Origin of the sequence: Gordoniibacillus kamchatkensis, assembly GCF_000829455.1 — a bacterium.
GTDB classification, from domain to species: domain Bacteria; phylum Bacillota; class Bacilli; order Paenibacillales; family NBRC-103111; genus Gordoniibacillus; species Gordoniibacillus kamchatkensis.
The window spans coordinates 36,117-59,882 of sequence record NZ_JXAK01000004.1; the positions used below are offsets into that span (position 1 = coordinate 36,117).

The window sequence follows — 23,766 nt, forward strand, 5'->3', positions numbered from 1 at the left end:
AATGACTCAGTATCTGTTTGTTAGAGTGAAAAGAGGTGTATATGTAAATGGCGGGAAAGACAAGCTTCTTTAAGGGAGCCGTCATTTTTATGCTGCTCCTGTTCGCATGCGCCTTTTTCGGGTTTGTCTCGGAGGCGAAAGCAGCGGACGATATCGATAAACTAAAGGAACTAAGGGTTGCCGCAAATAACCAGACTGTCAATCTCAAACCAGCATTTGACCCAAATATACTGTTCTATTCGTTGGACTTGCCCAGCGATTTTGACCAACTAAATATCACGGCCACAGCTGCGGACCCGGTCTCGCAAATCATGATAACGGTCAACGGCTCCCCAACTACGGGCTCGACGATAACTCTTGGCGACGGGAAAAATACCATTCAACTGCAAGTAAACTCAGGCAGAGGCACGATCAAAACGTATACGATATATGTCAGGCGTATGTCTCCTTCCGGTCTTGTATACTACGATTCCTCAAAAGCTATATCGGATCAGCAAATGAAGCAAGGTCAAAAGTTTTGCATCCCATATTCTGTCATTTTAGGTGGAGGCAGCTACTTAAACAGTATCAACGTTACAGGGTCTCCCAATTGGTCCGTGCAATATGAACCACAATGCGGACAGAACGCCTACAGCTTCTTTGATCCGAACGCTACTGGTGTGATATCGATTGATTTTTCAGTATCCGAGCAAAGAGCTGATAAGTATTGTTCATACGATAGGTGGGGTACATGTACCGTTTATTGGAATACTTACTATGTGACAGTTCACAATACAGTGACGATCAATGTCGCCTCCGTTAACAACCCGCCGATCGTTCAGACATTGCAGGATGTCAAAATGAGAGGGAATGATCCGCCGCTTGATATTCCCATTTCAGTGACGGACCCTGACACCGCCAGGGAAAACTTACAAGTATCTGTTGCTTCGAGCAATGCTGCTTTATTCCCGATAGATCGGCTCATCGTTAACGACATTGGGCAAACATGGAATCTGCGCATGCAACCGGTGCCGGGTCAACGGGGCAGCTCCGTTATTACCGTAACGGCTTTCGACGGCGAATCGTCAGTTTCCTCTGCCTTTACGGTGACGGTCGACGATGCGGTCAACATGAGGCCGATTGTAACCAACGCTGAAAAATGGATCTCCGGGGAAACAACTCTACATTTCCAGGAAGACGATTTTGTCAACCAGTATACAGATGTGGACGGTGATCCGCTGCAGCGGATTCAGATCACGAGACTGCCGGAGCATGGACAGTTGCTGCTTAAAGGCGCGCCGGTGACCTTGCTGCAGGAAATCACAAGGACAGAGCTTCCTCAGCTTGCTTATATACCGGTTGACGGCTGGAACGGTATTGATTCGTTATCCTGGAGTGGATATGACGGAAAAGAGTACTCTGATAAAGCCGCCGTATACACACTCGGGACGGACATCGCTAAACTGAAGGAATTGCGGTTTACCTCATATAATCAGACCGTGAATCTCAATCAAGCATTTGATCCAAATGTATTGTCCTACACGTTGGAGGATCTGCCAAGCTATTTCGACCAACTGGACATCATGGCTACAGCTCTGGACTCGGAATCTCAAATCACGATTTCGGTCAACGGTTCCCCTATCACGGGCACGTCGATAGCTCTTGCCGATGGGAAAAATACCATACAACTACAATTGAATGCGGGCAGAGGCACAATCCAAACTTATACGATATATGTCAGACGGATGTCTCCTTCAAGTCTTGTATATTACGATTCCTCAAAAGCCATGTCGGATCAGCACATGCAGCAGCAGCAAGAGTTTTGTATTCCAAATTCCGATATTCTTGGCACTAGCGGCAGCTATATAACCGGTGTCAACGTTATTGGGTCTCCCACATGGTCAGTACGGAGTGCTGATCAGCGATGCGGAGTCGCATTTAGCTTCTTCGACCCGAACGCTACTGGCGCAATATCGCTCGTATTTTCAGTAGCTGAGCAAAGACTTCAAAAAAGTTGCGTGCGATCTGGTTTCGATTATAAATGTACGTATAATACTTATTACGTTGACGTTCAGAAAACAGTAACGATTAACATCGCCTCCGTTAACGACCCGAGTAGTTCACTGCTATCCAACAATGCCGACTTGACGGATCTCAAGGTAAACGGGACAACCGTGACAGGATTCGAGAGCAACAATACCGGTCCGTATAGCGTAAGCATCCCGAACTCGTTGACTTGGGCCGACATAACCTACTCGAAATCGGACAGCCATGCGAGTGTAGCAGTAACGGGTGATGTGTATCTGCCTGTTGGAGAGAACACCGTTACGGTGACAGTGACGGCGGAGGATAGGACCAAGAAGGTTTACACCGTGAACGTAACCCGAACTGAAGCGAGCAGCAACGCCGATTTGAGGAACTTAACGCTTTCGAACGGTGAGCTAAGTCCCTCATTCGAACCGGGGGCAACAGCCTACACGGCTGCAGTGCCATTTTCCGTATCAAGTCTTACAGTAACGGCGAGCGTGTATGATAGCGACGCGACGATGACGGTGAATGGAGTTGCCGCAGCAAGCGGCCAACCAAGCGTTGCCATCAATTTAAGTGTCGGGAGCAACCCAGTTGACATCGTAGTGGCAGCCCAGAATGGGACGACGAAGGTATATCAGGTTATCGTGAGCCGCGACCAAAGTGCGACATCTGGTGGCAGTGCACCATCTATGCCGTTAAGCGGAAACTCCGACTTGAGCAGTTTAATGCTGTCGAGCGGTGAGTTAAGTCCCGCATTCGCAACAGGGATAACAGCCTACGCGGCTAGTGTGCCATATCCCGTATCGATGCTTACCGTAACGGCTGGTGTGTACGATAGCAAAGCGACGGTGATGGTGAATGGAAGCGTCATAGCAAGCGGACAACCTAGCAGCATCGTCAATCTGAAGGTTGGGACTAACCTAATCGATATTTTAGTGACAGCTCAGAATGGCATGACGAAGGCTTATAAGGTTACAGTTACCCGAGGCCTAAGTCCGACAACCGATGGTAGTACACCATCGATGTTACCAAGTGGAAACGCCGACTTAAACAGTTTAACGCTGTCGAGCGGAGAGCTAAGTCCCGCATTCGCACCGGGGTCAATAGTCTACACGGCTACAGTGCCAAACTCCGTATCAAGTCTAACCGTGACGGCAAATGTGTACGACAGCAACGCGACGTTGGCGGTAAATGGGAATGCCGCAGCAAACGGACAAGCAAGCAGCGTCGTCTACCTGAATGTTGGGACTAACCCGATAAACATCGTAGTGACAGCCCAGAACGGAACGACGAAGACATACAGGGTCACAGTGACACGCGGCCAAAGTGCGACATCCCGTGGCGATACACCATCGTCGTCCCCAAGTGGCAACATCGTTACCGCAACAGACGGAAAATTAACGCTTCCTTCAGGTGAAACGGGTAATGTCAGTTTGGGAAATGCGGTAAGGGTCGTTATTCCTAAGGGAGCTACGGATAAAGAACTGAAATTGTCGATAGAAAAAGTGACGGACACACAAAATCTATTTACGCATAATGAGGTTCCAGTCAGCCCTATATTCGAGATTTTGAAAAACTTCTCGGAAAACTTTAGTAAACCCGTAACTTTGACCTTTGTTTTCGATCTGAATACCTTAAAGAACAATCAAAGGGCAGCCGTTTTCTATTATGACGAAATAAATAAGGGATGGGTGGAAGTCGTTGATGGCGTGGAAAATGGCAATCACATTACTGTAAAGGTCAATCACTTTACGAAATTTGCTGTATTCGCTGTTGACAAAGCGGACGATATATCGACAAAGGGTTCAAGCCCAGGCATGGAAAAATCGATTAATTTTAGCGATATGAATGGACATTGGGCAGAAGCAAGCATCATGCAGGCAATAAGAAGCGGTATCGTAAGCGGTTATCCAGATGGCACATTTAAGCCTGATGCTTCCGTAACGCGTGCTGAATTTGCAGTTATGCTGATGAATGCGTTGAAGCCGCAAGGAGATGGAGCGTCGCTGACGTTCACCGATAAGGCGAAGATCGGTGCCTGGGCGCAGAAATCGGTCGAGCAGGCGGTGTATGCAGGCATCATTACAGGCTATGAGGATAGCACTTTCCGTCCGGATGCCGAAATAACCCGCCCGGAGATGGCCGCGATGATCGCCAAAGCTTTGGGTCAGTCGATCGAAGAAAAGGCAGTAACGGGCTTCGCGGATGACAGGGACATTCCGGACTGGGCGAAAGGCGCCGTGGCGGCCATGAAAAAGCGTGGCGTAATCGAAGGCAAAGGCGCGAACGCATTTGCACCCGGCGATAAAACGACAAGAGCAGAGGCGGTAACGGTGCTTCAGAAAATGCTGGCGCAAAAGAGCAAGTAAAGCGTTTCTCCGGCAAGGCTTCTTTGAAGTGAAATTCGAAGCAGTCTTGTTTGACATTTTGAGAGAGGTGAACCACAAGTTTCTCGTGATAGAACAGTAAAGAAAAAGTTGCTTTGCTTGGAGGGGTTGGGTTCACCCAAATAGAGAGATTTTTGTTTTTTGTCGAAACATGTTTAAACGATCTAAAAATACTGGAAGAAAAAGGAAGATATCACATGAAGCGCTTTTCAGCATACTGTTTCGTTATAGTCTCGGTTCTGCTTTTGCTCTTGTTAGGTGGATGTGTGTTAACAAACATTGCCTCAATGACATTTAACTTTGGTAATACGTTAAATGGCCCGGAGCAAGTATATGTAAGATATTCAGATGGAGATGTTTCAACACAAAGTATTCAATCCGGGCAGACGTCAGTAACAATCAATACTTACAGGGATAAAACAATTGTAGGTTTCTATGTGAGCGACGGCACAGTAAGCTGGGTTCCCAATAGTCAGTATGCGAATCCGAATAATTCTGCTGTAACTCTGAACCAAACAACAAAACCTGGGTCTCCTGTAGATCATGTCATTCAAGTTAGTCAACCAACGATTGATCCCGATCATCAAGGTTTTGTAGATGTGACATTTGCCGTTTATGGCGCCAATGGTCACCTTGTGGATGATCGTACGGAAGTGTTCGCCCATTCTACTGATTCAAGCGTAACTTTTTACAACGCAGATCCCAATGACGGGAATAATAACACTGTAAACGAAGGTTTCTCCTGGTATACGGTCAACGGAATTGTTACATTTGTGATTCAGTCCGACATTAATAATATCTCGTCAAAACCTATTTCTTTATATTCAGGTTCGAAATTAATATATGACTCGAATATTAGTCCGGTAATTCAATCATTAGCGATCGGATATGCTTCCGGCGATTCAGCGAATAACGTTACGCAGAATATGACGTTGCCGACTTCCGGAGCAAATGGCACTAGCATTTCATGGCTAAGCAGCAATCCGGCGGTTGTTTCTTCTACAGGGATTGTGCACCCTCCAAGTGTCGGCAGTGGGGACGCTAATGTGACTGTGACGGCAACCGTGTATAGCAACAACCTATTTCTATCCAAACCTTTCAAGTTACTTGTGAAGGCTCTACAGGCCCCGGCGGCTCCGACACTGACAGGGATCGGCTTCAACCAGCCAATCAGCGTACAAGCGGGATCGACAGTGAGCACGGTTGTATATGGAACCTACTCTGACGGTACGACTCCAACGTTGACCAGCGGGGTAACATATGTCTCCGGGAATGGCAATATTGCTACGGTGAATTCCACGACCGGTGTTGTAAATGGTATTGCTGCCGGTACTACCGTCATTAGGGCTATCTACCAAGGTCAAACGGCTACGGCAAACGTGAATGTAACTGCTGCACCGGTAACCACGCCGACACCAGCACCTACCTACACCGTAACCTATAATGGCAACGGTGCTACGTCCGGCAGCGTGCCGACCGACAGCGGCACTTATGCGCCGGGAGTCACGGTGTCGGTATACGGCAACACGGGAAATCTGGTGAAGACGGGCTACACGTTCGCTGGCTGGAATACGGCGACAGACGGAAGCGGAACGAGCTATGCCCCCGGCACTTCATTCACGATGGGCACGGCGAATGTGACGCTGTATGCGAAATGGAACTATACAAACTATCATTCTAGCGGCGGCGGTGCACCGTCAACGTCCTCAAGCAATACAGTTACAGTTACCTCGACAGACGGCACACTGACACTTCCTGTCGGTAAATCAGGCGAGGTTAGCTTGGGCGATGCGGTCAAGATCGATATTCCTGCCGATGCTACCAACAAAGATCTGCAATTAACGATAACCAAAGTGACGGACACGCAAAAGCTAATCACAAGTAAAGACGTTCTGGCCAGCCCGGTATTCGAAATCCTGAAAAACTTCTCGGAAAACTTCAGCAAGGACATCACGCTGACCTTTGCTTTCGATCCGAACAGCTTGAAGGGCAATCAAAAGCCTTCCGTATTCTACTATGATGAAACGAAGCAGACCTGGGTGGAAGTCGGCGGCTTGGTGAACGACAATACCATTACCGTAAAGGTTAACCACTTTACGAAGTATGCGGTATTCGGTGTAGGCCAAGGGGTAGACTCGTCGGTAAACACGAAGCAGACGATCAGCTTCAGCGATATTTCCGGACACTGGGCGGAGGCGAATATCAAGCAAGCTGTAGACGCCGGCATCGTCAATGGCTACCCGGACGGCACGTTCAAACCGGATCGTACCGTAACCCGCGCGGAATTTGCAGTCATACTGATGAATGTGCTCAAACCACAAGGAGATGGCGCGGCACTGACGTTCACCGATAAGGCGAAGATCGGTACCTGGGCGCAGAAATCGGTCGCACAAGCGGTGTATGCAGGTATTATTAGCGGCTATGAGGACGGCTCCTTCCGTCCGGATGCCGAAATAACCCGCCCCGAGATGGCTGTTATGATCGCAAGCGCCTTGGGGCAGTCTAGCGGATCGGCTGCGACAACGGGCTTCGCGGACGACAAGGACATTCCGGTGTGGGCGAAAGGCGCAGTGGCGGCTATGAAAAAGCTGGGTATTATCGAAGGCAAAGGCGCCGACCAATTTGCTCCGGTCGATAAAACGACAAGAGCTGAGGCGGTTACAGTGCTGCTGAAAATGCTGGCGTACAAGGGCAAGTAAATGAACCTCTTACAAGGCTGCCTTGAAGTCAAACTCTAGGCAGCCTTGTTTCTGAATAAAAGGTGCAGGCGGTTTGGACAACGGGCAGATCAAGATCGAAAAGGCACATTCCGGCACCGGATTGGTGTGAGTGTTATGAAAGATTGGCTTCTTCACTTATTATACACATCTCGATCTTGGTAGGCGTTGACAATTTAAAGTCTGACTTCAGAGAAGGAGCATGTGGCTTAGTGGAGAATTATAACATTTAATGTCGTATTTTAGGTTGAGAAAATAATGAGAACAAGTACAAACCATTATCAATTCCAAAAATTAACCCCTATTAAGAATGCTGATATAAAATTTATAAGGACGCTCTTGATTTTGCTTTCCATGAGGAAGACATTAGAAATATTGCTGTATCTTAACCTAAGCACTAAGAAAATACGTTATTTTCTTTTTACACTTATGCATGGAAACATAAATTTGCCAGAGAAAATTCGCGAAAACATTATTCAGAACGCAATTTCAGCCCTTAAGAATGATGGAAATTGAATGAGTAAAATGCATGTATATTTATGCAATAAGGCTAAAATATTATTTCTAACGATTTCTGAAACAAATCGACTTTTCCGCCTTGGTGGTCTTCAAATTCTAATGAATTACGGAACAAGGGAAACGGAGCCACGCGGGTTTGCGGGCTCCGTTTTCTAATTAATTCTGGAATATCACACTTTTTTCTTCAGCAGCACGGGGTTTGCCTACAGGCGCCGCCTCCTTATAGTTGCGTTCAGCCATGGATAAATACAATGTCTGATCAAGGTCCTGACATCTTTGTTCGTTCCTAATTTCAACGAAGTTTTTTGCAGTTTCAGAAAATTTTACAAAACTAACGTTAACGTAAGTTGTATAATCTGGTATGTTTAGAATAGCGTGTATCGAATTTGTCCGGAAAGGAGGGGAACTGAAGAATGACGGCATCGCCCAAATATACGATGGAAGATGTTACGGAACGGCTCGGAATTACGGCGAGAACGCTCCATTACTATGAGGAGATCGGTTTACTCCCGGCCGTAATGCGAACGGATGGCAGGCACCGGATTTATGATGAGATCATGCTTGAGCGTATCGAGCACATTTTGAAGTTGAAGCGGGTGCTCGGGGCATCGCTGCAGGAGATTCGCGATATTTTGCAGGCGGAGGAAGAGCTCGAGCACATCAAAGCTTCCTACTACAAGGAGCCTCACACGGAGGAAGAACGCGACCTTCTGCTCGACCAAGCGATAGAGCGGCTGCAGTCGATCATCATTCATATAGATGAGAAAATGGCGAAGCTGCAGGCGATGCGGCAAAGCTTCGGCGAGCGGCTCGATCGAGCGAACCGTTTAAAGCATCGATCATTGCCAGATAGGTAAAGAGAGGGAGAGAAGCCGATGAACAATTCGAGAAAATGGTGGATTTTATCCGTGACGAGCTTGGGCTCCTTGCTCGCGGCGCTCAATTTCAGCACGCTGATCATCGCACTGCCGGATCTGTTGAAAGGACTGCACGCTTCGTTGCTGCAGGCGATGTGGGTGATGCTGTCTTACATGGTCTCCCAAACTGTCATGGTACTTATGGCCGGCTCGCTGGCCGACCGATTCGGACGCAAACGGCTCTATATCGCCGGTATGCTCCTGTTCACCGTCATTTCCTTCGCAGCCGGATTTACCGGCAATGCGACGCTTTTGATCCTGTTCCGGATCTTGCAAGGCATTGGAGGCGCGATGGTCATGGCCAATAGCACAGCGATCGTCGCCGACGCGTTCCCGAAGGAAGAGCTCGGCCGCGCGCTTGGAATTAATATTATGGTCGTGGCGGTGGGGCAGATCATCGGCCCGGTTCTGGGAGGATGGCTGACGACCGCTTACGGCTGGGAGTGGACGTTCTGGTTCAACGTGCCGTTCGGGATCATCGGTGTGGTATGGGGTCTCGGGGCTATGGGGGTCAACGACGATAAAATTGCTGCGCGAAAGGAAGGAGGATTGGACCGCGGCGGAATCGTTACCTACGTCGTATCCGTCACCGCTCTGCTAATTGCCCTTACCTGGGGGCCGATTCAGAGCTGGACTTCGCCGGTTGTCGGGCTTTCCGGGGTCTTATTCCTGATCACGTTCCCGGTGTTCCTGCGCTGCGAGAAGCGGCATCCGAACGCTCTGCTGCATCTGCCGCTCTTCACGAATCGGATCTTCTCCTTCGGGATCGTCTCGGCGACGCTGAACGCGATCGCCCGGATGGCTGTCATGTTCATGCTGATTTTTTATTTCCAGGGAGCGCTGGAGAAGGATGCCCTCGCAGCCGGCATTATGACGATTCCGCTCGCCGCGGGGATGCTGGTCGTTTCGCCGCTCGCGGGCATTCTTGGCGACAAATATGGGGAAACGATGCCGGCGACTGTCGGCTTGTTTTTGAACATTTTCGGCATGGCCGGTCTAGCTCTGGATACGGGGCTCTCGACACCGTTCTGGCATCTGGCGATCTACATGACCATCATCAGCATCGGTTCCGGTCTGTTTAATTCGCCGAACTCGAGCAGCATCATGAACGCGGCCGGACCCAAATACCGCGGTGAAGCATCCGGGATACGCTCGCTGACGACCAATATGGGTATGATGCTCAGCATCGCCTTCTCGATGCCGATCGTTACGCACAGCATCCCGCATGAAGCGATGCTGGCGATTTTCTCGGGGACGCAGGTGGGAATGAACGGGGATGTATCGGCTCTGCGCGGATTTATCTCCGGACTGCATGCGGTGTTCTGGTTTATGGCTGCACTGATGGCGCTGGCCACCGTGATGTCCTACTTGCGGTCGAACAGGCGTCCCAAAGTGGCGGGGGCACCGGTTCACCACAGATAAAATTTTTATACGGAACTCAAGGAGAATAAGAGAGATGCCCGACCGTACTGTTCTATGGAGCTTTGGGGAGTTTCGCTGCTGTGGGGAGGAAATTATGTAGCCAGCGCCTACATGCTTCGGGATTTTTCGCCGATTCTTTTATCATTTGCCCGATTGGTTGTCATGTCGCTCTTCCTAATATCCGTAGCAGCCGTCAACAAATCGCTCAGACGCCCGACTTACCGGGAGTGGGGACTGCTGCTGTTCGCTGGAATATTCGGCACGCTGTTCAATCAACTGTTCTATTTCACCGGGCTGCAGTATTCGACTGCGGGAAACGCTGCGCTGATCGTTGCGCTGTCCCCGATCGCCACGACGCTATTATCGCGCATGTTTCTAAAAGAGGAAATCACGTGGCTGAAATTGTCGGGCGCCTTCATCGCTCTGCTTGGGGGCGTATGCATCGTGCTGTATGGAGGGAAAACGTTCGGCATATCCAAGGGAGATATTTATTTGCTGTTAGCGATGCTGGGTATGTCGATCAGCCTGCTGTTCATTCGCAAGCTGACGACCGGCATGACCTCTTATGAGGTAACGATCTATTCGACAGTGATCGGGACGATCTTGATGTCTCCGGCCGTAGCCTTTGAAGCTTTCCAGGGGCATTTTCATTGGAGCCACGAGGTGCTGACTTGGGTGCTGCTTGTCAGCGTGGCCGTCATCGGCCAAGGCTTGGCGGGATTTTGGTGGAACCAAGGCATCGCCGTCGTCGGCCCGTCCACGAGCTCGATGTTTATGAACATTCCGCCGTTCGTCGCCATCATCGTCAGCTTCTTCGTTTTGGGCGATCCGATTCGAGCTGCGCAAGTTGCCGGAGGGATTCTGATTTTGGCTGGCGTCGCGATTTCCAACATAAAGCGTCGACCCTCTCAAGAATCGAGAAGCCCGGGTGCGGAGATGGTCTGAATGCGACGGCGCGAGCGTCGTCGTGTCAGCCAAGGAGGGAGTACGATGATGGGGGGGCTGTGACGGCAGGGCGGACTTCTTCGAAAGATGAAGAAGTTGCTTTGTCGGGGGTTACCGTGTAACTCCCCACAAGTTTGCAGAAATGCGAGAAATGTGTTCAGGATTTGGATTGCCGAATGCGTTCAAATGAATAAATGTCGCTAGGCCCGTACCGTGATGGTGCGGGTTCTTTTTTCAGTATTCATTTGTAATTAATGAATGAATTTTCGGCTTAATTTTAGTACATAGTGGACGTATTGATGATAAGTTGTTTTTTTTATAATGAAGTTGCATCAGAGGAAAAGCTCTACAAAAATAAAGAGGTTAGCCCACATGGAAAAAAATAGAAATATCGCGGTTTATCCGGGGAGCTTCGATCCGGTGACTTACGGTCACTTGGACATTATCAGGCGGGCAGCGAAGCTGTTTGATAAGCTGGTGGTAGCCGTTCTTAACAACAGCAGCAAAAAGCCTTTCTTCACCGCGGAGGAAAGAACGGACATGCTTCGGCGAGTAACGGAAGATTTGCTTAATGTGCAGATCGATTATTTTCAAGGACTGCTGATTCACTATATGAGCAAGAACGGCATCCCGATCATCGTAAGAGGCTCCGCGCAGTGACAGACTTTGAATACGAACTGCAAATCGCCACGACCAACCGGAAAATCCAGACTGGTATTGAAACTCTCTTAATGCCCTCCATACCGGAATTTTCCTATTTTAGCTCCAGTCTTGTGAAGGAAATCGCCAAATATGGAGGCAACGTTCAGTTTTACCCTTGTCGCTGTGAAAGGCGTGTAAATAATCACTTTCAAATCGATTGGGGATTTGGAGGGGATCTTCTCATCAATGTTCATTGAGACTTTCCACCAATTGTTCGCTTGCCCTATAACTCGACCATCTGGACACCATACATATTGATACCATTGTGGCATAAATGTTTTTAACATGAGAAGGCATCTACGCATATGTCCAGGGGAGCTAACTAATAACATGCGTTTTATTTTTTCCAAACCTATGGCTAGATCAAACCGAGCGAGCTTACATTGACGGAAAACGAAAATTCGCAGAAACCGGAATTACGAAATGATATGAATGAATCGACCGAACATCCGGGAAACGATGATCAGACTGATGCTTTTCGAGCCGAACAAGAACGCAAACACCTGTAATAGCGCCCATAAAAATTCCCCTACAATAAATCGTCCCGAAAAATGCAAAGAACCCCCGATCATAAACCCTTAAGCCGGCGCATATTCAAGTAACTGCCGTTCGCGAATCAGGGTTATGATAATGACAATGAACCTGTTACATGTGGCTGTTATAGAATTACGAAAATGAAATTTCGCGGAGATTTTTGGCAGTGGGGGTGACTTGGGCATGTCAAAAGAGGGTCCATCTCAAAACATAGCAGGCGAGATTGACCAAATAAAGCATCATTATCTCGTGGGGCGGGATCGGGAAGTCCGGTTATTTTGTGAATGGTTAGCGGGCAATGCCCCGGAAATGCGAATTCTGAATCTTTATGGTACGGGGGGTGTCGGGAAGAGCTACTTGCTCGATGAATATCGCCGGCTATCCGAGAAGGCTCATGTCTGGTTTTTGTATATTGACAGCCGAGCGTTTCCTCGGATCCCCTCCGAGTTTTGCACCTACTTGTTGCGGTTGCTTCGTTATCCGATCCCCAAAGCAGACGAAACGCACACGGACATCCGCTTTCTGACAGAAATATGCTCATACGAGATGAGGAAAGCTGCGGCACAGGGAAAAATGATCCTCGCCCTGGACACCTTCGAAGAATTCGGAGAAATGGAGACTTGGGTGAGGGACGAGTTCCTACCTCATTTAAGTCCGAGTTCTCTAACGATTATTTCAGGGAGACAGCCTCTGCAGGGGGCATGGCTTTCCTCGCCGGGTTGGCAGCAGATGATTTGCCGTTTGCAGCTCGCGGATTTGCCTTTTGATGCTGTCAAACAATATTTGGAACGTGCAGGTATAGTTCAAGAAGAATTAATTAGGCATATTTGGTCCAAAACGTTAGGCCATCCCCTCACCTTATCACTGTTCGCTTCTACTTCGCTGGCTCAAACACAGCTGAAATCCCCGATTCAGAAAGATCAAGAGATTTTTCCATATGTAGTAAGCATGTGGCTGAAAGAGGTTCCGGATCGCGATATTCGCGAATTAGTTGAGGCTGCGGCGGTTTTGCGCCATTTTAACTTGGAAACGTTAGGCTTTATCTTAGAAAAGGAAGTGACAACCGAACAATTTTTGCAGCTGACCGGGTATTCTTTTATCCGCAGGGTTGACCGCGGCTGGTTGCTGCACGATTTGCTTCGGGATACGATCGGCCATGAACTGCGCCTGCGCGCGCCGGAATACTACGACAAGCTTTGGAAACGATGTGTGCTGTATTACTATCTCCAAATTAAAAAAAAGGCCCAAAAGAAGTCGGTCTCATGGGAAAGCGCGGAATGGGTGTATTATATCGGAGACCGTTTCATTCGCACGTTGTTTTACCAACAATCCGTTACCTATACGTTAGAGCCGCTTCATCCTTCGAACTGGACCGAAGCCGAACGTTATATCGAAGGCCGCATCCTATCCTCTCAAGATATGTGGATTCGGCATTCGGACCCGGAGACGAACGAACGATTCGAATATTTCATTGCGGGGGCGGATAGTCTTCTTTGGCTCCGGCATTTTCATATGCCCACCTTGTTCGAGTTGGATCCGAACAGCGTCAAACTGATTCGCGATGAACAAGGCAAGGTATGCGGCATGGCGGAGATCGTTCCGATCCATGAAGGGACATTGGACTTTTTGCTGTCCAACCCGCCTTTTTCGTCCTATTTTGCCAGCCTGTCCGAGTTCGGGCTCAATGAACTGAGGACTCCGCGGGAATCCGCCGCCGGGTATTTTATCGCTTCTATCGATGTAATCGACTACGCCGATTTTTCCATGCGGCAAGCGGCAGGACTCACTTTCATTTCCTGCATGCTGTCCGCCGGTCTGATCGTGACCACCTCCCCGACGATCCCTTTTTTTCATGTGATTTTTCAAAGCCTGGGATTCGAGAAGACGAAGGACGTCGTTCATTTCGATTACGGCGACCGGCAGCCGACCCCCTATTTCGTGCTCGATACGAGAGGAAAAAAACGACTGGACTATTTGAACAAAATGATCGCTTCGTTCGGTCTCGCCCAAGACAAAAACGCCGGGGAAAACCGGATGCATCTTTTGTCCAAGCGCGAGAGAGACGTGATCGAACTGCTGATCAAAGGCCGCACCAACTCGGAAATTGCCGCTGAGCTTTACTTAAGCGAGGCGACGGTCAAGAAACACGTCTTCCATATTTTCAGAAAGTTTCAAGTCAATAACCGGGTGGAGCTTATGAATCAGATCAGGGATCGTTAAAAGTATCCTGCTGGATTGCAACTAAATTACAACTTTCGGATAATGTTGGCCGGATCGCACATGCAGGTACACTTAGAGTGATCAAAATTCATTTAAGGACGGTGATTGAGGAATGAAGATTTTAAAAAAGAAACCGGTCACGATCATTCTGGTTGCAGCCGGCATGCTATCCAGCTCTCTCGGGTCCGCATATGCGGCCGCTAATCTGGAGCCCATTAACGCATTTTTCAACCGGGGCGTTTCCTTCGTATTGAACGGGGAAAGATGGCAGCCTAAAGACACAACCGGGGAAGCGCTCAGCCCAATTTTTTATAACGGCTCCAACTATTTGCCGGTGCGGGCTTTGGCGGAAGCGCTCAAAATACCAATTGAATTCGACGGCGCCAATCAAATCATCTATATCGGCAACAAACTCGCGGCAAAAACGCCGATATTCGCCATGCCGATGGAAATTGACAATATCTACGTGACTTCGACCAAAAGCCCCAAAGAAACGCTGGTGAACGGAAAGCAATACGGGCAAATTATGAAAATCGACCAGTATGGGGACATTTACTTTACTACTAACCGTCAATACAAACGTCTTGTTCTGGATGCAGCGGTCGTAAGTCCGGGGGAGCATGAAGTGGAGGTTTCGCTTTATAACGCTTCCGACCTGGCTTCGAACACAGCCGATACCGTTCTGGACATGCACACGGTGAGCCCTGAAGATAAGGTGAAGCAGCTTGTGTTCAATGTAGAAGGTCTGGAGAAGATCAAAATCCATGTGCAAAGTCATAATCTGAACCCGTATATTTATGCGAGAATTTTAGACACATCCTTCTTTGATAATGGAGATCCAGCCGCCGGAAGCAGCTCGGGTAGCAAATAAACGATAGGCTTACAGACTCGAGAGGAGAGTCTACATGACCATCCGGTTCAAATTCCTTCCGCTTGCCGTCGCCATCCTGCTTACGGTATGCGCAGTGTGGCCGGCGAGAGCGGCTAAAGCCGCCTATTTAACTGAGTTCAACATAGATACAAAGGGAAAAAATTATTTAATTGCAGGTATGGAGTACAAGGTGTCCTTCCGGGACGATGCTCATTTTACGACTAAAAAAAAGATAGAATTGAGCTTCAGCACGGTAATAAATAAGTATACATTTAGCCTTTTCCAAGCCCCTTACTCCTTGTTAAAAGATGGTACGCTTCGTTTCACAATTCCTTATGATTCTATGATTACAAATGCAGCTGTTGGTCTTCATGTTTCTTTTTATCCGATTCTCGGCGAGTCAACAAGAGACAATTCGTATTCAGCTTCGATGCCCGTATATCAACCGATGGATCCGTCCGACTTGGAAGCGATCGCGAACGATGACGGCACGGTCACCTTGAATTGGTACGATAATTCCAATATGGAGTCCCAATATGTCATAACACGGTCCGGGCCTGATGGAGATAAACAATTCACAGTCGATAATACGATGGGCACTGTCGGTCCGCTTACGTTTACGGACAAGACGACGAATAAGGACAAAGATACCATCTACATGTACAAATTGAATATGATGATCGATATAGGAATGTTCCAGGGTACTGGATTTCAATATGAGCCGGTGAATGTATATAGGCTAGTAAAGACAAAAGCGCCTGCTAAGGAATTCAAAATCGATCCCACGTCCGTGCCTAAGCTTCCTGATCTCAGCAATACAATCACCAAGCCGACTCTGAAAGATTTGATCGTCAGAAAAGACCTTGTCTTGAACAACAGTAATACGTATCAACATATCGTGGATCAGTTGAATAAGGAAGGCAAGGTTATACCCGGTGTCGACAATGATCTGGTTCCGGTGACGAGCGTCAAGCTGGGCTCGAAGTCGCTTTCAATTCAACCGGGCGATCAAGTGGCTCTCATCTCTACGGTCGTACCGGATAATGCCGCTAACAAAAAAGTTTCGTGGGAGAGCAGCAACCCCGCCGTCGCCAAGGTAGACAATGACGGGAAAGTAACCGGCGTTACGCCCGGTACGGCGAAGATTACGGTGAAAACAGACGAGGGCGGGTTCGTTGCGGTATGTATAGCAACGGTCAACGAACCTGCAGCAGAGCTTGCAGGCAACATCCATGAGGACGAGAATAAATTAACGGACATCGCCGATCATCCCGCCAAAGCTGAAATCATGACTGCAGTGGATCTCGGTATCGTATCCGGTTATACGGATCATACGTTTAAGCCGGAGCGGAACATATCGCGAGCCGAATTTGCTGTGATGCTGATGAAGGCGATAAGCACGAATGTAGCGGTAGATGCTCTTGCATTCAATGATAAGGACAAAATCGAGGAATGGGCCGCCGCTCCGATTGCCAAGGCGGTCAAACTCGGCATCATAACCGGCTACAGCGACGGCACATTCAGACCAGACGCGAACATCACGCACGCAGAGATGATCGCGATGGTGGTGCGCGCTTCGAGTCTAACGCCGGATGCTGCGGCGAAGACAACATTCGCGGATGACTCGGACATCCCGGACTGGGCAAGGCCGGCGGTCGCCACCGCTCAGCTTAACGGGATCATCATCGTCGGCGGCAAGCCGAACGATAAGTTCGCTCCAGGACAACTGTCTACCCGAGCGGAAGCCGCAAGCGCGATTATCAAAATGTTGGCGGTTAAGAAATAAGCAACGAATCAAAGAGGTAACCTTCAAGGGGATCCAAGCGGTCCCCCATTTCACGGCATTTATGCGGAGCAGCCGCTGTGGGAAAATATAAAGTGGATGCATTAGATCATCGCTTTCCATCTTGGGAAAAAGAGCGAATGACTGATCGATATCCGCTTGCGATTTCGCCCGGTTTGTTTGGCGAATGGGTGAAGTAGATGTTGAATGAAAAGAAGCGATAAGATATAATAAAAAGAAAATCATTGACCGCGAGCCGAGCGCTCCTCGTCCCTATTGGATGAGGGCGTTTTTTATTTTATTGATTAGGAGCTTAATGTTGATGGTAGCGAAAAGAGGTCATTTGAAATTTACTGTTGCGGGGTTACTAATGGTGATCCTGATGGCATCAATGGATAATACGATTCTATCCACCGCAATGGGCACCATAGTTTCCGATCTTGGGGGACTCGACAAGTTCATATGGGTCACTTCGGCATATATGGTCACCGAGATGGCAGGCATGCCAATATTCGGCAAGCTATCTGATATGTATGGGCGCAAACGATTCTTTATTTTCGGTTTAATCATGTTTTTGATCGGTTCAATTTTGTGTGGCACGGCGCATAGCATCGTTCAATTGAGCATATACCGGGCCATTCAGGGGGTCGGCGGTGGGGCGTTGATTCCGATCGCGTTCACGATTATGTTCGAACTGTTCCCTCCACAAAAACGCGGGCAAATGAGCGGTTTGTTCGGTGGGGCGTTCAGTCTTTCAAGTATTTTTGGACCACTGCTAGGGGCTTATATTACAGATTATATCGGATGGCATTGGGTGTTTTTCATCAACCTGCCGCTTGGTTTTTTGGCTTTGTTGTTGGTTGTACTTTTCTACCGCGAGTTGCATAAGCACTCCAGACAAAAAATCGATTGGGCGGGTGCGGGTACATTAGTTGGTGCTGTCATATGCTTGATGTTCGCTTTGGAAATGGGGGGCAGCGAATACGCTTGGGATTCAAGCGTCATCATTGGTTTATTTGCCGTGTTTGCCATCCTATCGAGCGTGTTTCTATACGTGGAAACGAAAGCGGTGGCACCGTTCATCTCGTTCGAGATGTTCCATAAGCGACTCTATGCCACAAGCAATCTCGTTGGGATGTTTTCCGGCGTCAGTTTCATCGTCGCTACCGTGTATATTCCGATTTTTGTTCAGGGAGTAATGGGAGGTTCAGCAAAAAACACAGGGATGGTTCTGCTGCCGATGATGCTGGGCAGTACGGTGTCCGCACGTTTGGGGGGATATGCTGCAAGCAAAACCAGCTATCGAAACATCGTCATCGTGTTCTTCTTCATTTTTGTGACGGGAATTGGGCTACTGGGGACTTTGTCTCCGGAAACGACAGGCTTTACGATAACGCTGTATATGCTCATGATCGGACTGGGTATAGGCGCTTCTTTTTCGGTTTTGGAAATGGCGGCGATTCATCACTTTGATTCACGGCAACGCGCTTCGGCTATATCGACGATGGCTTTTCTGCGGCAAATGGTCATGACTATAGGCATTACGGTGTTCGGAATCATTCAAAGGACTGACTTTACGAATAAATTGACCGATACGATTGAGGAAGCTGGACACGGATCGCACGGTGGGACCCTCTGGGATCAACGCGCTATGCTAACACCTGAAACACGCGCTGCAATCCCTGCTCCGCTTCTTGAAAAAATGATCGGCGCATTGTCTACGTCCATTACCCATACCTTCTTGTGGGCAATGATTCCAGCCCTGTTATCGCTTGCCGCAGCATGCCTCATGAGTAACGATCGAATGGCGACATTGATAAAAGACGGTGCTCAGAAAAAGCACCGAAATCGTAACGTGTGCTTATACTGAATCCCTATTCGTATCTGCGGCGGCGGCAAAGAAATGCTTCAAGTGTCATAGACGACCCTCTCCGATTCCGAAACTATACCATTCAAAAAGATGTGTGTCTTTTTACAACCCTAGTTCCTTCGCACCTTCTACCGTTCGTACCTTCTTCCTATTTTCTCTTTTTATGTTTGTGACGAATCATTGAAGCTGCCAAAGTTGCCTTACAAGCAGCGCGGCATGACTCAAAGATAATGAAAAAAAGTCGATAATTATTCGTTCTTTTGTAAAGGAGAGACGATCAGGATAAACCCGATTTCTCGCTTTATTTTTTTCGGCTTAAGGGAGGAGATAGAGATATGGGGGATGCTGGAAGATCGATACAAATGGCCGCAGTGAAAGGAAAGGTCAACGCCCTCCTGAAATGAAAGCTGTCTGTCAGCTATATGTGTCAACATTTTATAAGGGTTAATCTACTCTGCATGCTCCCCAAGAAGGGCGACATTCCGTGGTGCAACAAGGTCGTTGGGATCAGACTAACGGTAGGCCCCATGCCCTGCCGGGTATTTAAAATGGTGTTGACACGACACTAAATGGTGTCATATAATCAAGTGGACACCAAATGGTGTCCCATATCGGTTAGTCAGTTGAAAAGTTGAGAAACATAAGGAGGAAATTAGTGAGTCAAATAATCGGAGCCGAAGACTTTTAAGAAAAGGGAAGGTAAAGATTGGCCCTTCAAACCAACAATAGATTTCTATTTCAGAAAGATAAAGTTTGGGAGGGGTACTATGAGCGAAAACAACCAGTTGCGTGATGTGTTTGACGCGATTGCAGACCCGACCAGACGCCGACTGATTCACTTATTGGCAGAGGCAGAGGAGCTGCCGCTCCATGAGTTAACGGCACAGTTTCCAATGGGCCGCACAGCGGTATCCAAGCATTTGACAATCCTCAAAGAGGCCGGGCTGGTCCTTGATCGAAAAGTCGGCAGAGAAACGCGATACAGACTAAACGCCTCTCCGCTCAGAGAAATTCAAGATTGGGTGGCTTTCTACAGCAAGTTCTGGAGTACGAATATGTTGCGTTTGAGCCAACTTTTAGAGGAGGAAGAAGAATGAGTTTAACCTTATCTATGGATTTTCAGTTCATGACTTCGATCGAGAAGCTTTGGTCCGCCTTAACCGACTCAAGCAAGCTTGCCAAGTGGGTGGCCAATATCCAAACCGGAGAAGGGATGGAAAATAATTTTAAGCCCGTCGTAGGACACCATTTTCAGTTTCGCACGCAACCGACCGAATATTGGAATGGGATTATCGAAGGTGAAGTGCTTATCGTGGAGGAGCCAAACCGGTTGTCTTATACTTGGGCCAGCGGAGAGAAGCACACGGTCACCTGGACACTGCAGGATTTAGGGGACGGGAAGGTGAACCTTCATCTCGAACAAACCGGAATCTCAAACGCTCAAGCACTGGGTGGAGCTAAGTATGGGTGGGGGAAATGGTGCGGCGAGCTTGAAAAGGTGTTGGAACAGTAACCGCAGCCGGTGCAAAAACATCTTCTTCTATTTATCACAGAGTTCAGAAGGGGCAACGAAACGGCTTAGTTTTTGATGAAATGCGGATTCCTGTTGTTTAGGAAATAAAGAGATACAAGGAGAGATGGAAATGTCCTATATCGTTGATTTTAATAATGTGTCTACGGTTGGTTTGGAGTCTTCGCCTGTAGCAGAAGCGCTTGCTGGTTTGCGTGCGAATGAAGCTCGTTACTTTATGAACAAATACAAGCATGAATTTACGGTTGTACCAGCCAGCGAAAGCCAGGAGACCCTAGATTATGTGAACCGAATTTTGAAAGAAGAACGTGATATTGAGTTTTCGAGCAAGCCTTTAGAAACGTCGCGTTTTCAAGTGGAAAATATCAAAATCGCCTACGTCATATATGAGGATGGTCTCGTGCTCAATGTCATGTATACGGTTGATGACCCTAAGAATCGGGCTGTTGGTTTTAAGCTTTCCGAGGGGATGGAGGTACCGAAGGAGTTAGAAGGGAAGTTTAAGTTTGCTAGGCAGAAGTCTAAACTAGCTGGAACAATTCGGGGCTCGTTTTTTGTAATTAAAGGAGATTATTAATGTAAGCGACAGCGCAAGGTGTTGGGATACCATACAAAAAATAAATAGTGCGAACAAAAGATTCACGACCCGTCCAAGTCACGAATCTTTTGTTTGCATTTTGTCTACCGCCTTCTCAATGATCAACGCCTACTCGACCGGGGGGATATTTTTATGTCTTCTCATATACTCATCTACGGCTTCTACCACAATATCAACCATCTTCTTATTGTGTTTCGCGGCGAATATCTTTAACTCAGTATGGAATTGATCATCGAAATCAAAAGTTGCTTTTTTCTTATTTACAGGTTTCTGTATACTTGTATTTACAGTTTCCTGTATTTTTTTGCTTCTCCGTGTACCTAATAGCTGCTCAATTGTTTCACGCTTGGACACGCTGCACCAGCTCCTCGACAAAATTTCTATAATTGCTTAGTGCAGCTGTATCTGTATTGCTGTATTCCTGTATTCCTGTAATAGAAAATTCCTTGATTCTATTTCTTCGCTTGATTTCCGTTCGAAACACAACTCCTTCGTACTCTCTCCTTACCCTATCAATGATTGTTTTATCAATGACTGTTCTGGAATCGATCATTGTCGGCAGTATGCCGCATATAACAAGGTCCAGTTTTTTAACTTCTTTGATGTGAAAAATAGTTGCGATGTATTTATCCAGCGCGTCATAACACATTGGTTCGCATTGAAGCATGACGATAGCATAGTCAGAAGCAACTAAACCATTAATCGTGTGTTCTCCAAGATTTGGAGGTAAATCAATAAGGATGTAGTCATATCTAGCCTTTACTTTATGTAGTGTATCTTTCAAAACGGTTGAACCCTTTGAAGGATTTTGATGGATAAGCATGGGCAATGTTGCCAGCATTTCATCGGCAGGAATCAAGTGGAGGTTGTAGGTCAACTTGCGGATGTAAGGGGTGGGATTCCTGTTTTTGCAGGCCTCCAAAATGGTCATTTTGGAGTAATCGTGTATATCTCGTTGAGTAAGAAACTGTGTCAAATTGCCTTGGCTATCGAAGTCCACGCAGAGAACCTTGTATTTCTTTGAGAGAAGATAACCTGTAATGGCCGTGGTTGTCGTTTTGCCGACGCCGCCTTTTTGATTACCGATTGAAATGATAGATCCCATAACCCATACCTCCTTATTTCTGTAAATCTGTATTCCTGTATATAATTCTACAATGGCTTTACATTAAGGGGGGTCATGCACGGCCAAGTCGAGGCGGAATTTCGTTGACCATCTTAAGTTCATATAGATCGGGATCTATCATTACGGATAACGTTAGTGGGGGAGACAGGTCGATTATAGAGTTCTCTCTAACAAGGCCCCAACTTGTTTGGCCATAACGCGGGGAGGATAAGGCATTCCATTCCTGATCCACCATTCAACTACTCCTACATAAGCGGTCCCCGCATATTGCAACATAACATCTTCACTTAATTCAGCATTTCTTCCGCTTTCTTTGTCAATTTCCCCTTTGAATCCTTCCACAATATAATCAAAAAAACGAGTTCTAAATGATGGGGCCCCTTTACTCGCTAACATAGTCGAAAAAAAATAAATAGTTTTTTTCAAAGTATTCAAAAAAAAGGTACAAGCGCATTGCTCCAATCCAGCTTACATGCCCATTCACCCAATTCCCCTAATTCATTAATGTGAGTTTCAATGAGTTTATCCAATAAATCAAATTTGTCCTGATAATGAAGATAAATGGTTCCGCGGTTAATGTTTGCCCGGTCGGCAATATCCTGAATGGTAATGTCATCGAAGCTTTTTTCAGTCATCAGCTCGATGACAGCCTTTTTCATCGATTGTTGAGTTTTAACAATTCTCCGATCCACTTTTGCCATCGTAAATTACACCATACTTTCTTAGATAATTAACACTTTCGATTTCTATGTTGAAATATCAACAAACTACGTTTTTTTAACCATTGAATGAATGCTTCTTACCCATATAATAATAGACATGGGTTGAATAAACAAATTATTTTGTTTATGAACTTCGTGTTAAGTTTATGGTGCTAAGAATCATGGGCGTCGAATTCGCAAAAGCCGCCCTTGCCACAACTAGCTTCAGATGTCCGGTATCGATTTGTAATCGACATCAGTACTACGATGGGGAATGAATAACGATTAATCCTATCAATGAATTAAGGCACGCCTAAACCGGTGTGCCTCTTTACTTGGAGGAGGATTTTAATGCGGCCGATCCGGGATGGGTACGTACAGATATGGGGGGACCATCTGCTCCAAGAACTCCGAGCAAGCGGCTTAGACTATCCTTTAGTTAGCGACGATTGAGCCTGAAGGACCGAATGGTAATGATGCCGAATGGGAATAAACTCGTCTACAATCGAACGGAAAAAACAGCAATGATCCATATCGGCGAATGGCCGGATGGATACTTGAGGTCATTTCGGGGCGAAGAAATGATTGACGGGGTTGGTGTAGCTTCTCATTGTAGCCGGATCTCCGAAAAGACAATCACTCAAGCTATTGAGGGGGAAATTAACGATATAAAGGCCTTCTACGATAAGGCTTCAAGTCTTGATCAAATCATTGAAATTGCAAACAGTCAATTAGAAAATCCCGAGTCCCCTTATTCCGAGATGAGATTCCCCTCTCCGGCTTAAATTCTCGCATTTATCTATGCGAAAATGGGGAACCTTCAATTGGCATATGATTATATTCAAAAAGATACAATTATATCCGACGCAAGCAACATTTCATTGTTAAATATGGTCAAAGATAGGCTCTATCA

At 47.3% G+C, this 23,766-nt stretch carries 15 protein-coding genes and 3 pseudogenes; 15 read left to right on the forward strand and 3 right to left on the reverse strand.

What is annotated here, in order from left to right:
- Positions 1 to 47: 47 nt before the first annotated feature.
- The 14 genes and pseudogenes from SD70_RS32790 to SD70_RS03500 all read left to right on the forward strand — a co-directional run bounded on the left by SD70_RS32790 (position 48) and on the right by SD70_RS03500 (position 21,005).
- Positions 48 to 4,379 carry a cadherin-like beta sandwich domain-containing protein gene (locus tag SD70_RS32790; protein ID WP_052487014.1) on the forward strand — a complete coding sequence of 1,444 codons (4,332 nt, stop codon included), beginning with the start codon at positions 48 to 50 and terminating at the stop codon, positions 4,377 to 4,379.
- Positions 4,380 to 4,594: 215 nt separating this feature from the next.
- The gene (locus SD70_RS34505; protein ID WP_082053102.1) at positions 4,595 to 7,096 is read left to right on the forward strand and encodes an S-layer homology domain-containing protein; all 2,502 of its coding nucleotides are present in this window, start codon (positions 4,595 to 4,597) and stop codon (positions 7,094 to 7,096) included.
- 950 nt (positions 7,097 to 8,046) lie between these two features.
- Entirely contained in the window at positions 8,047 to 8,490 is a 444-nt protein-coding gene (locus SD70_RS03450) for a MerR family transcriptional regulator (RefSeq protein WP_041045696.1), read from the forward strand.
- A gap of 18 nt (positions 8,491 to 8,508) precedes the next feature.
- Positions 8,509 to 9,972 (forward strand): MFS transporter, encoded by a 1,464-nt coding sequence (locus SD70_RS03455; protein WP_041045698.1) that lies wholly within the window; start codon positions 8,509 to 8,511, stop codon positions 9,970 to 9,972.
- A 54-nt stretch (positions 9,973 to 10,026) separates the two neighbouring features.
- Entirely contained in the window at positions 10,027 to 10,917 is an 891-nt protein-coding gene (locus tag SD70_RS03460; RefSeq protein ID WP_041045700.1) for a DMT family transporter, read from the forward strand.
- A gap of 372 nt (positions 10,918 to 11,289) precedes the next feature.
- Positions 11,290 to 11,816: pseudogene (gene coaD / locus SD70_RS03465) on the forward strand (pantetheine-phosphate adenylyltransferase).
- A 520-nt stretch (positions 11,817 to 12,336) separates the two neighbouring features.
- Positions 12,337 to 12,771, forward strand: a pseudogene (locus SD70_RS40200) (ATP-binding protein); the annotation flags it as partial.
- 330 nt (positions 12,772 to 13,101) lie between these two features.
- Positions 13,102 to 14,373: a response regulator transcription factor gene (locus tag SD70_RS37550; RefSeq protein ID WP_231571020.1), complete on the forward strand. Its 1,272-nt coding sequence runs from the start codon at positions 13,102 to 13,104 to the stop codon at positions 14,371 to 14,373.
- 112 nt (positions 14,374 to 14,485) lie between these two features.
- Positions 14,486 to 15,244, forward strand: a complete 759-nt coding sequence (locus SD70_RS32800; protein WP_052487017.1) for a hypothetical protein — start codon at positions 14,486 to 14,488, stop codon at positions 15,242 to 15,244.
- Between the two features lie 34 nt (positions 15,245 to 15,278).
- Positions 15,279 to 17,030, forward strand: a complete 1,752-nt coding sequence (locus SD70_RS32805; RefSeq protein WP_052487018.1) for an S-layer homology domain-containing protein — start codon at positions 15,279 to 15,281, stop codon at positions 17,028 to 17,030.
- Between the two features lie 319 nt (positions 17,031 to 17,349).
- A complete protein-coding gene (locus SD70_RS03485) occupies positions 17,350 to 18,897 on the forward strand; it encodes an MDR family MFS transporter (protein ID WP_041045702.1) in 1,548 nt (515 codons plus the stop codon).
- 767 nt (positions 18,898 to 19,664) lie between these two features.
- On the forward strand, positions 19,665 to 19,994 hold the full coding sequence (locus SD70_RS03490) for an ArsR/SmtB family transcription factor (protein ID WP_041045703.1): 330 nt from the start codon (positions 19,665 to 19,667) through the stop codon (positions 19,992 to 19,994).
- Positions 19,991 to 20,410 carry an SRPBCC family protein gene (locus SD70_RS03495; protein WP_041045705.1) on the forward strand — a complete coding sequence of 140 codons (420 nt, stop codon included), beginning with the start codon at positions 19,991 to 19,993 and terminating at the stop codon, positions 20,408 to 20,410. Before SD70_RS03490 ends, SD70_RS03495 begins: the two co-directional genes overlap by 4 nt.
- 130 nt (positions 20,411 to 20,540) lie before the next feature.
- Positions 20,541 to 21,005 (forward strand): hypothetical protein, encoded by a 465-nt coding sequence (locus SD70_RS03500; protein ID WP_041045707.1) that lies wholly within the window; start codon positions 20,541 to 20,543, stop codon positions 21,003 to 21,005.
- A gap of 129 nt (positions 21,006 to 21,134) precedes the next feature.
- On the opposite strand, the gene SD70_RS03505 is transcribed toward SD70_RS03500, so the two are convergent.
- The 3 genes and pseudogenes from SD70_RS03505 to SD70_RS03515 all read right to left on the reverse strand — a co-directional run bounded on the left by SD70_RS03505 (position 21,135) and on the right by SD70_RS03515 (position 22,853).
- Positions 21,135 to 21,380, reverse strand: a complete 246-nt coding sequence (locus tag SD70_RS03505) for a hypothetical protein (RefSeq protein ID WP_041045709.1) — start codon at positions 21,378 to 21,380, stop codon at positions 21,135 to 21,137.
- Complete coding sequence (locus SD70_RS03510; protein WP_041045711.1) at positions 21,367 to 22,131, reverse strand: ParA family protein; 765 nt, start codon at positions 22,129 to 22,131, stop codon at positions 21,367 to 21,369. The genes SD70_RS03505 and SD70_RS03510 overlap by 14 nt, the downstream gene beginning before the upstream one ends.
- 174 nt (positions 22,132 to 22,305) lie before the next feature.
- A pseudogene (locus SD70_RS03515) lies at positions 22,306 to 22,853 on the reverse strand (TetR/AcrR family transcriptional regulator).
- A gap of 473 nt (positions 22,854 to 23,326) precedes the next feature.
- On the opposite strand from SD70_RS03515, the gene SD70_RS03520 reads away from it, so the two are divergent.
- Positions 23,327 to 23,638 (forward strand): hypothetical protein, encoded by a 312-nt coding sequence (locus tag SD70_RS03520; protein WP_041045713.1) that lies wholly within the window; start codon positions 23,327 to 23,329, stop codon positions 23,636 to 23,638.
- Positions 23,639 to 23,766 lie beyond the last annotated feature (128 nt).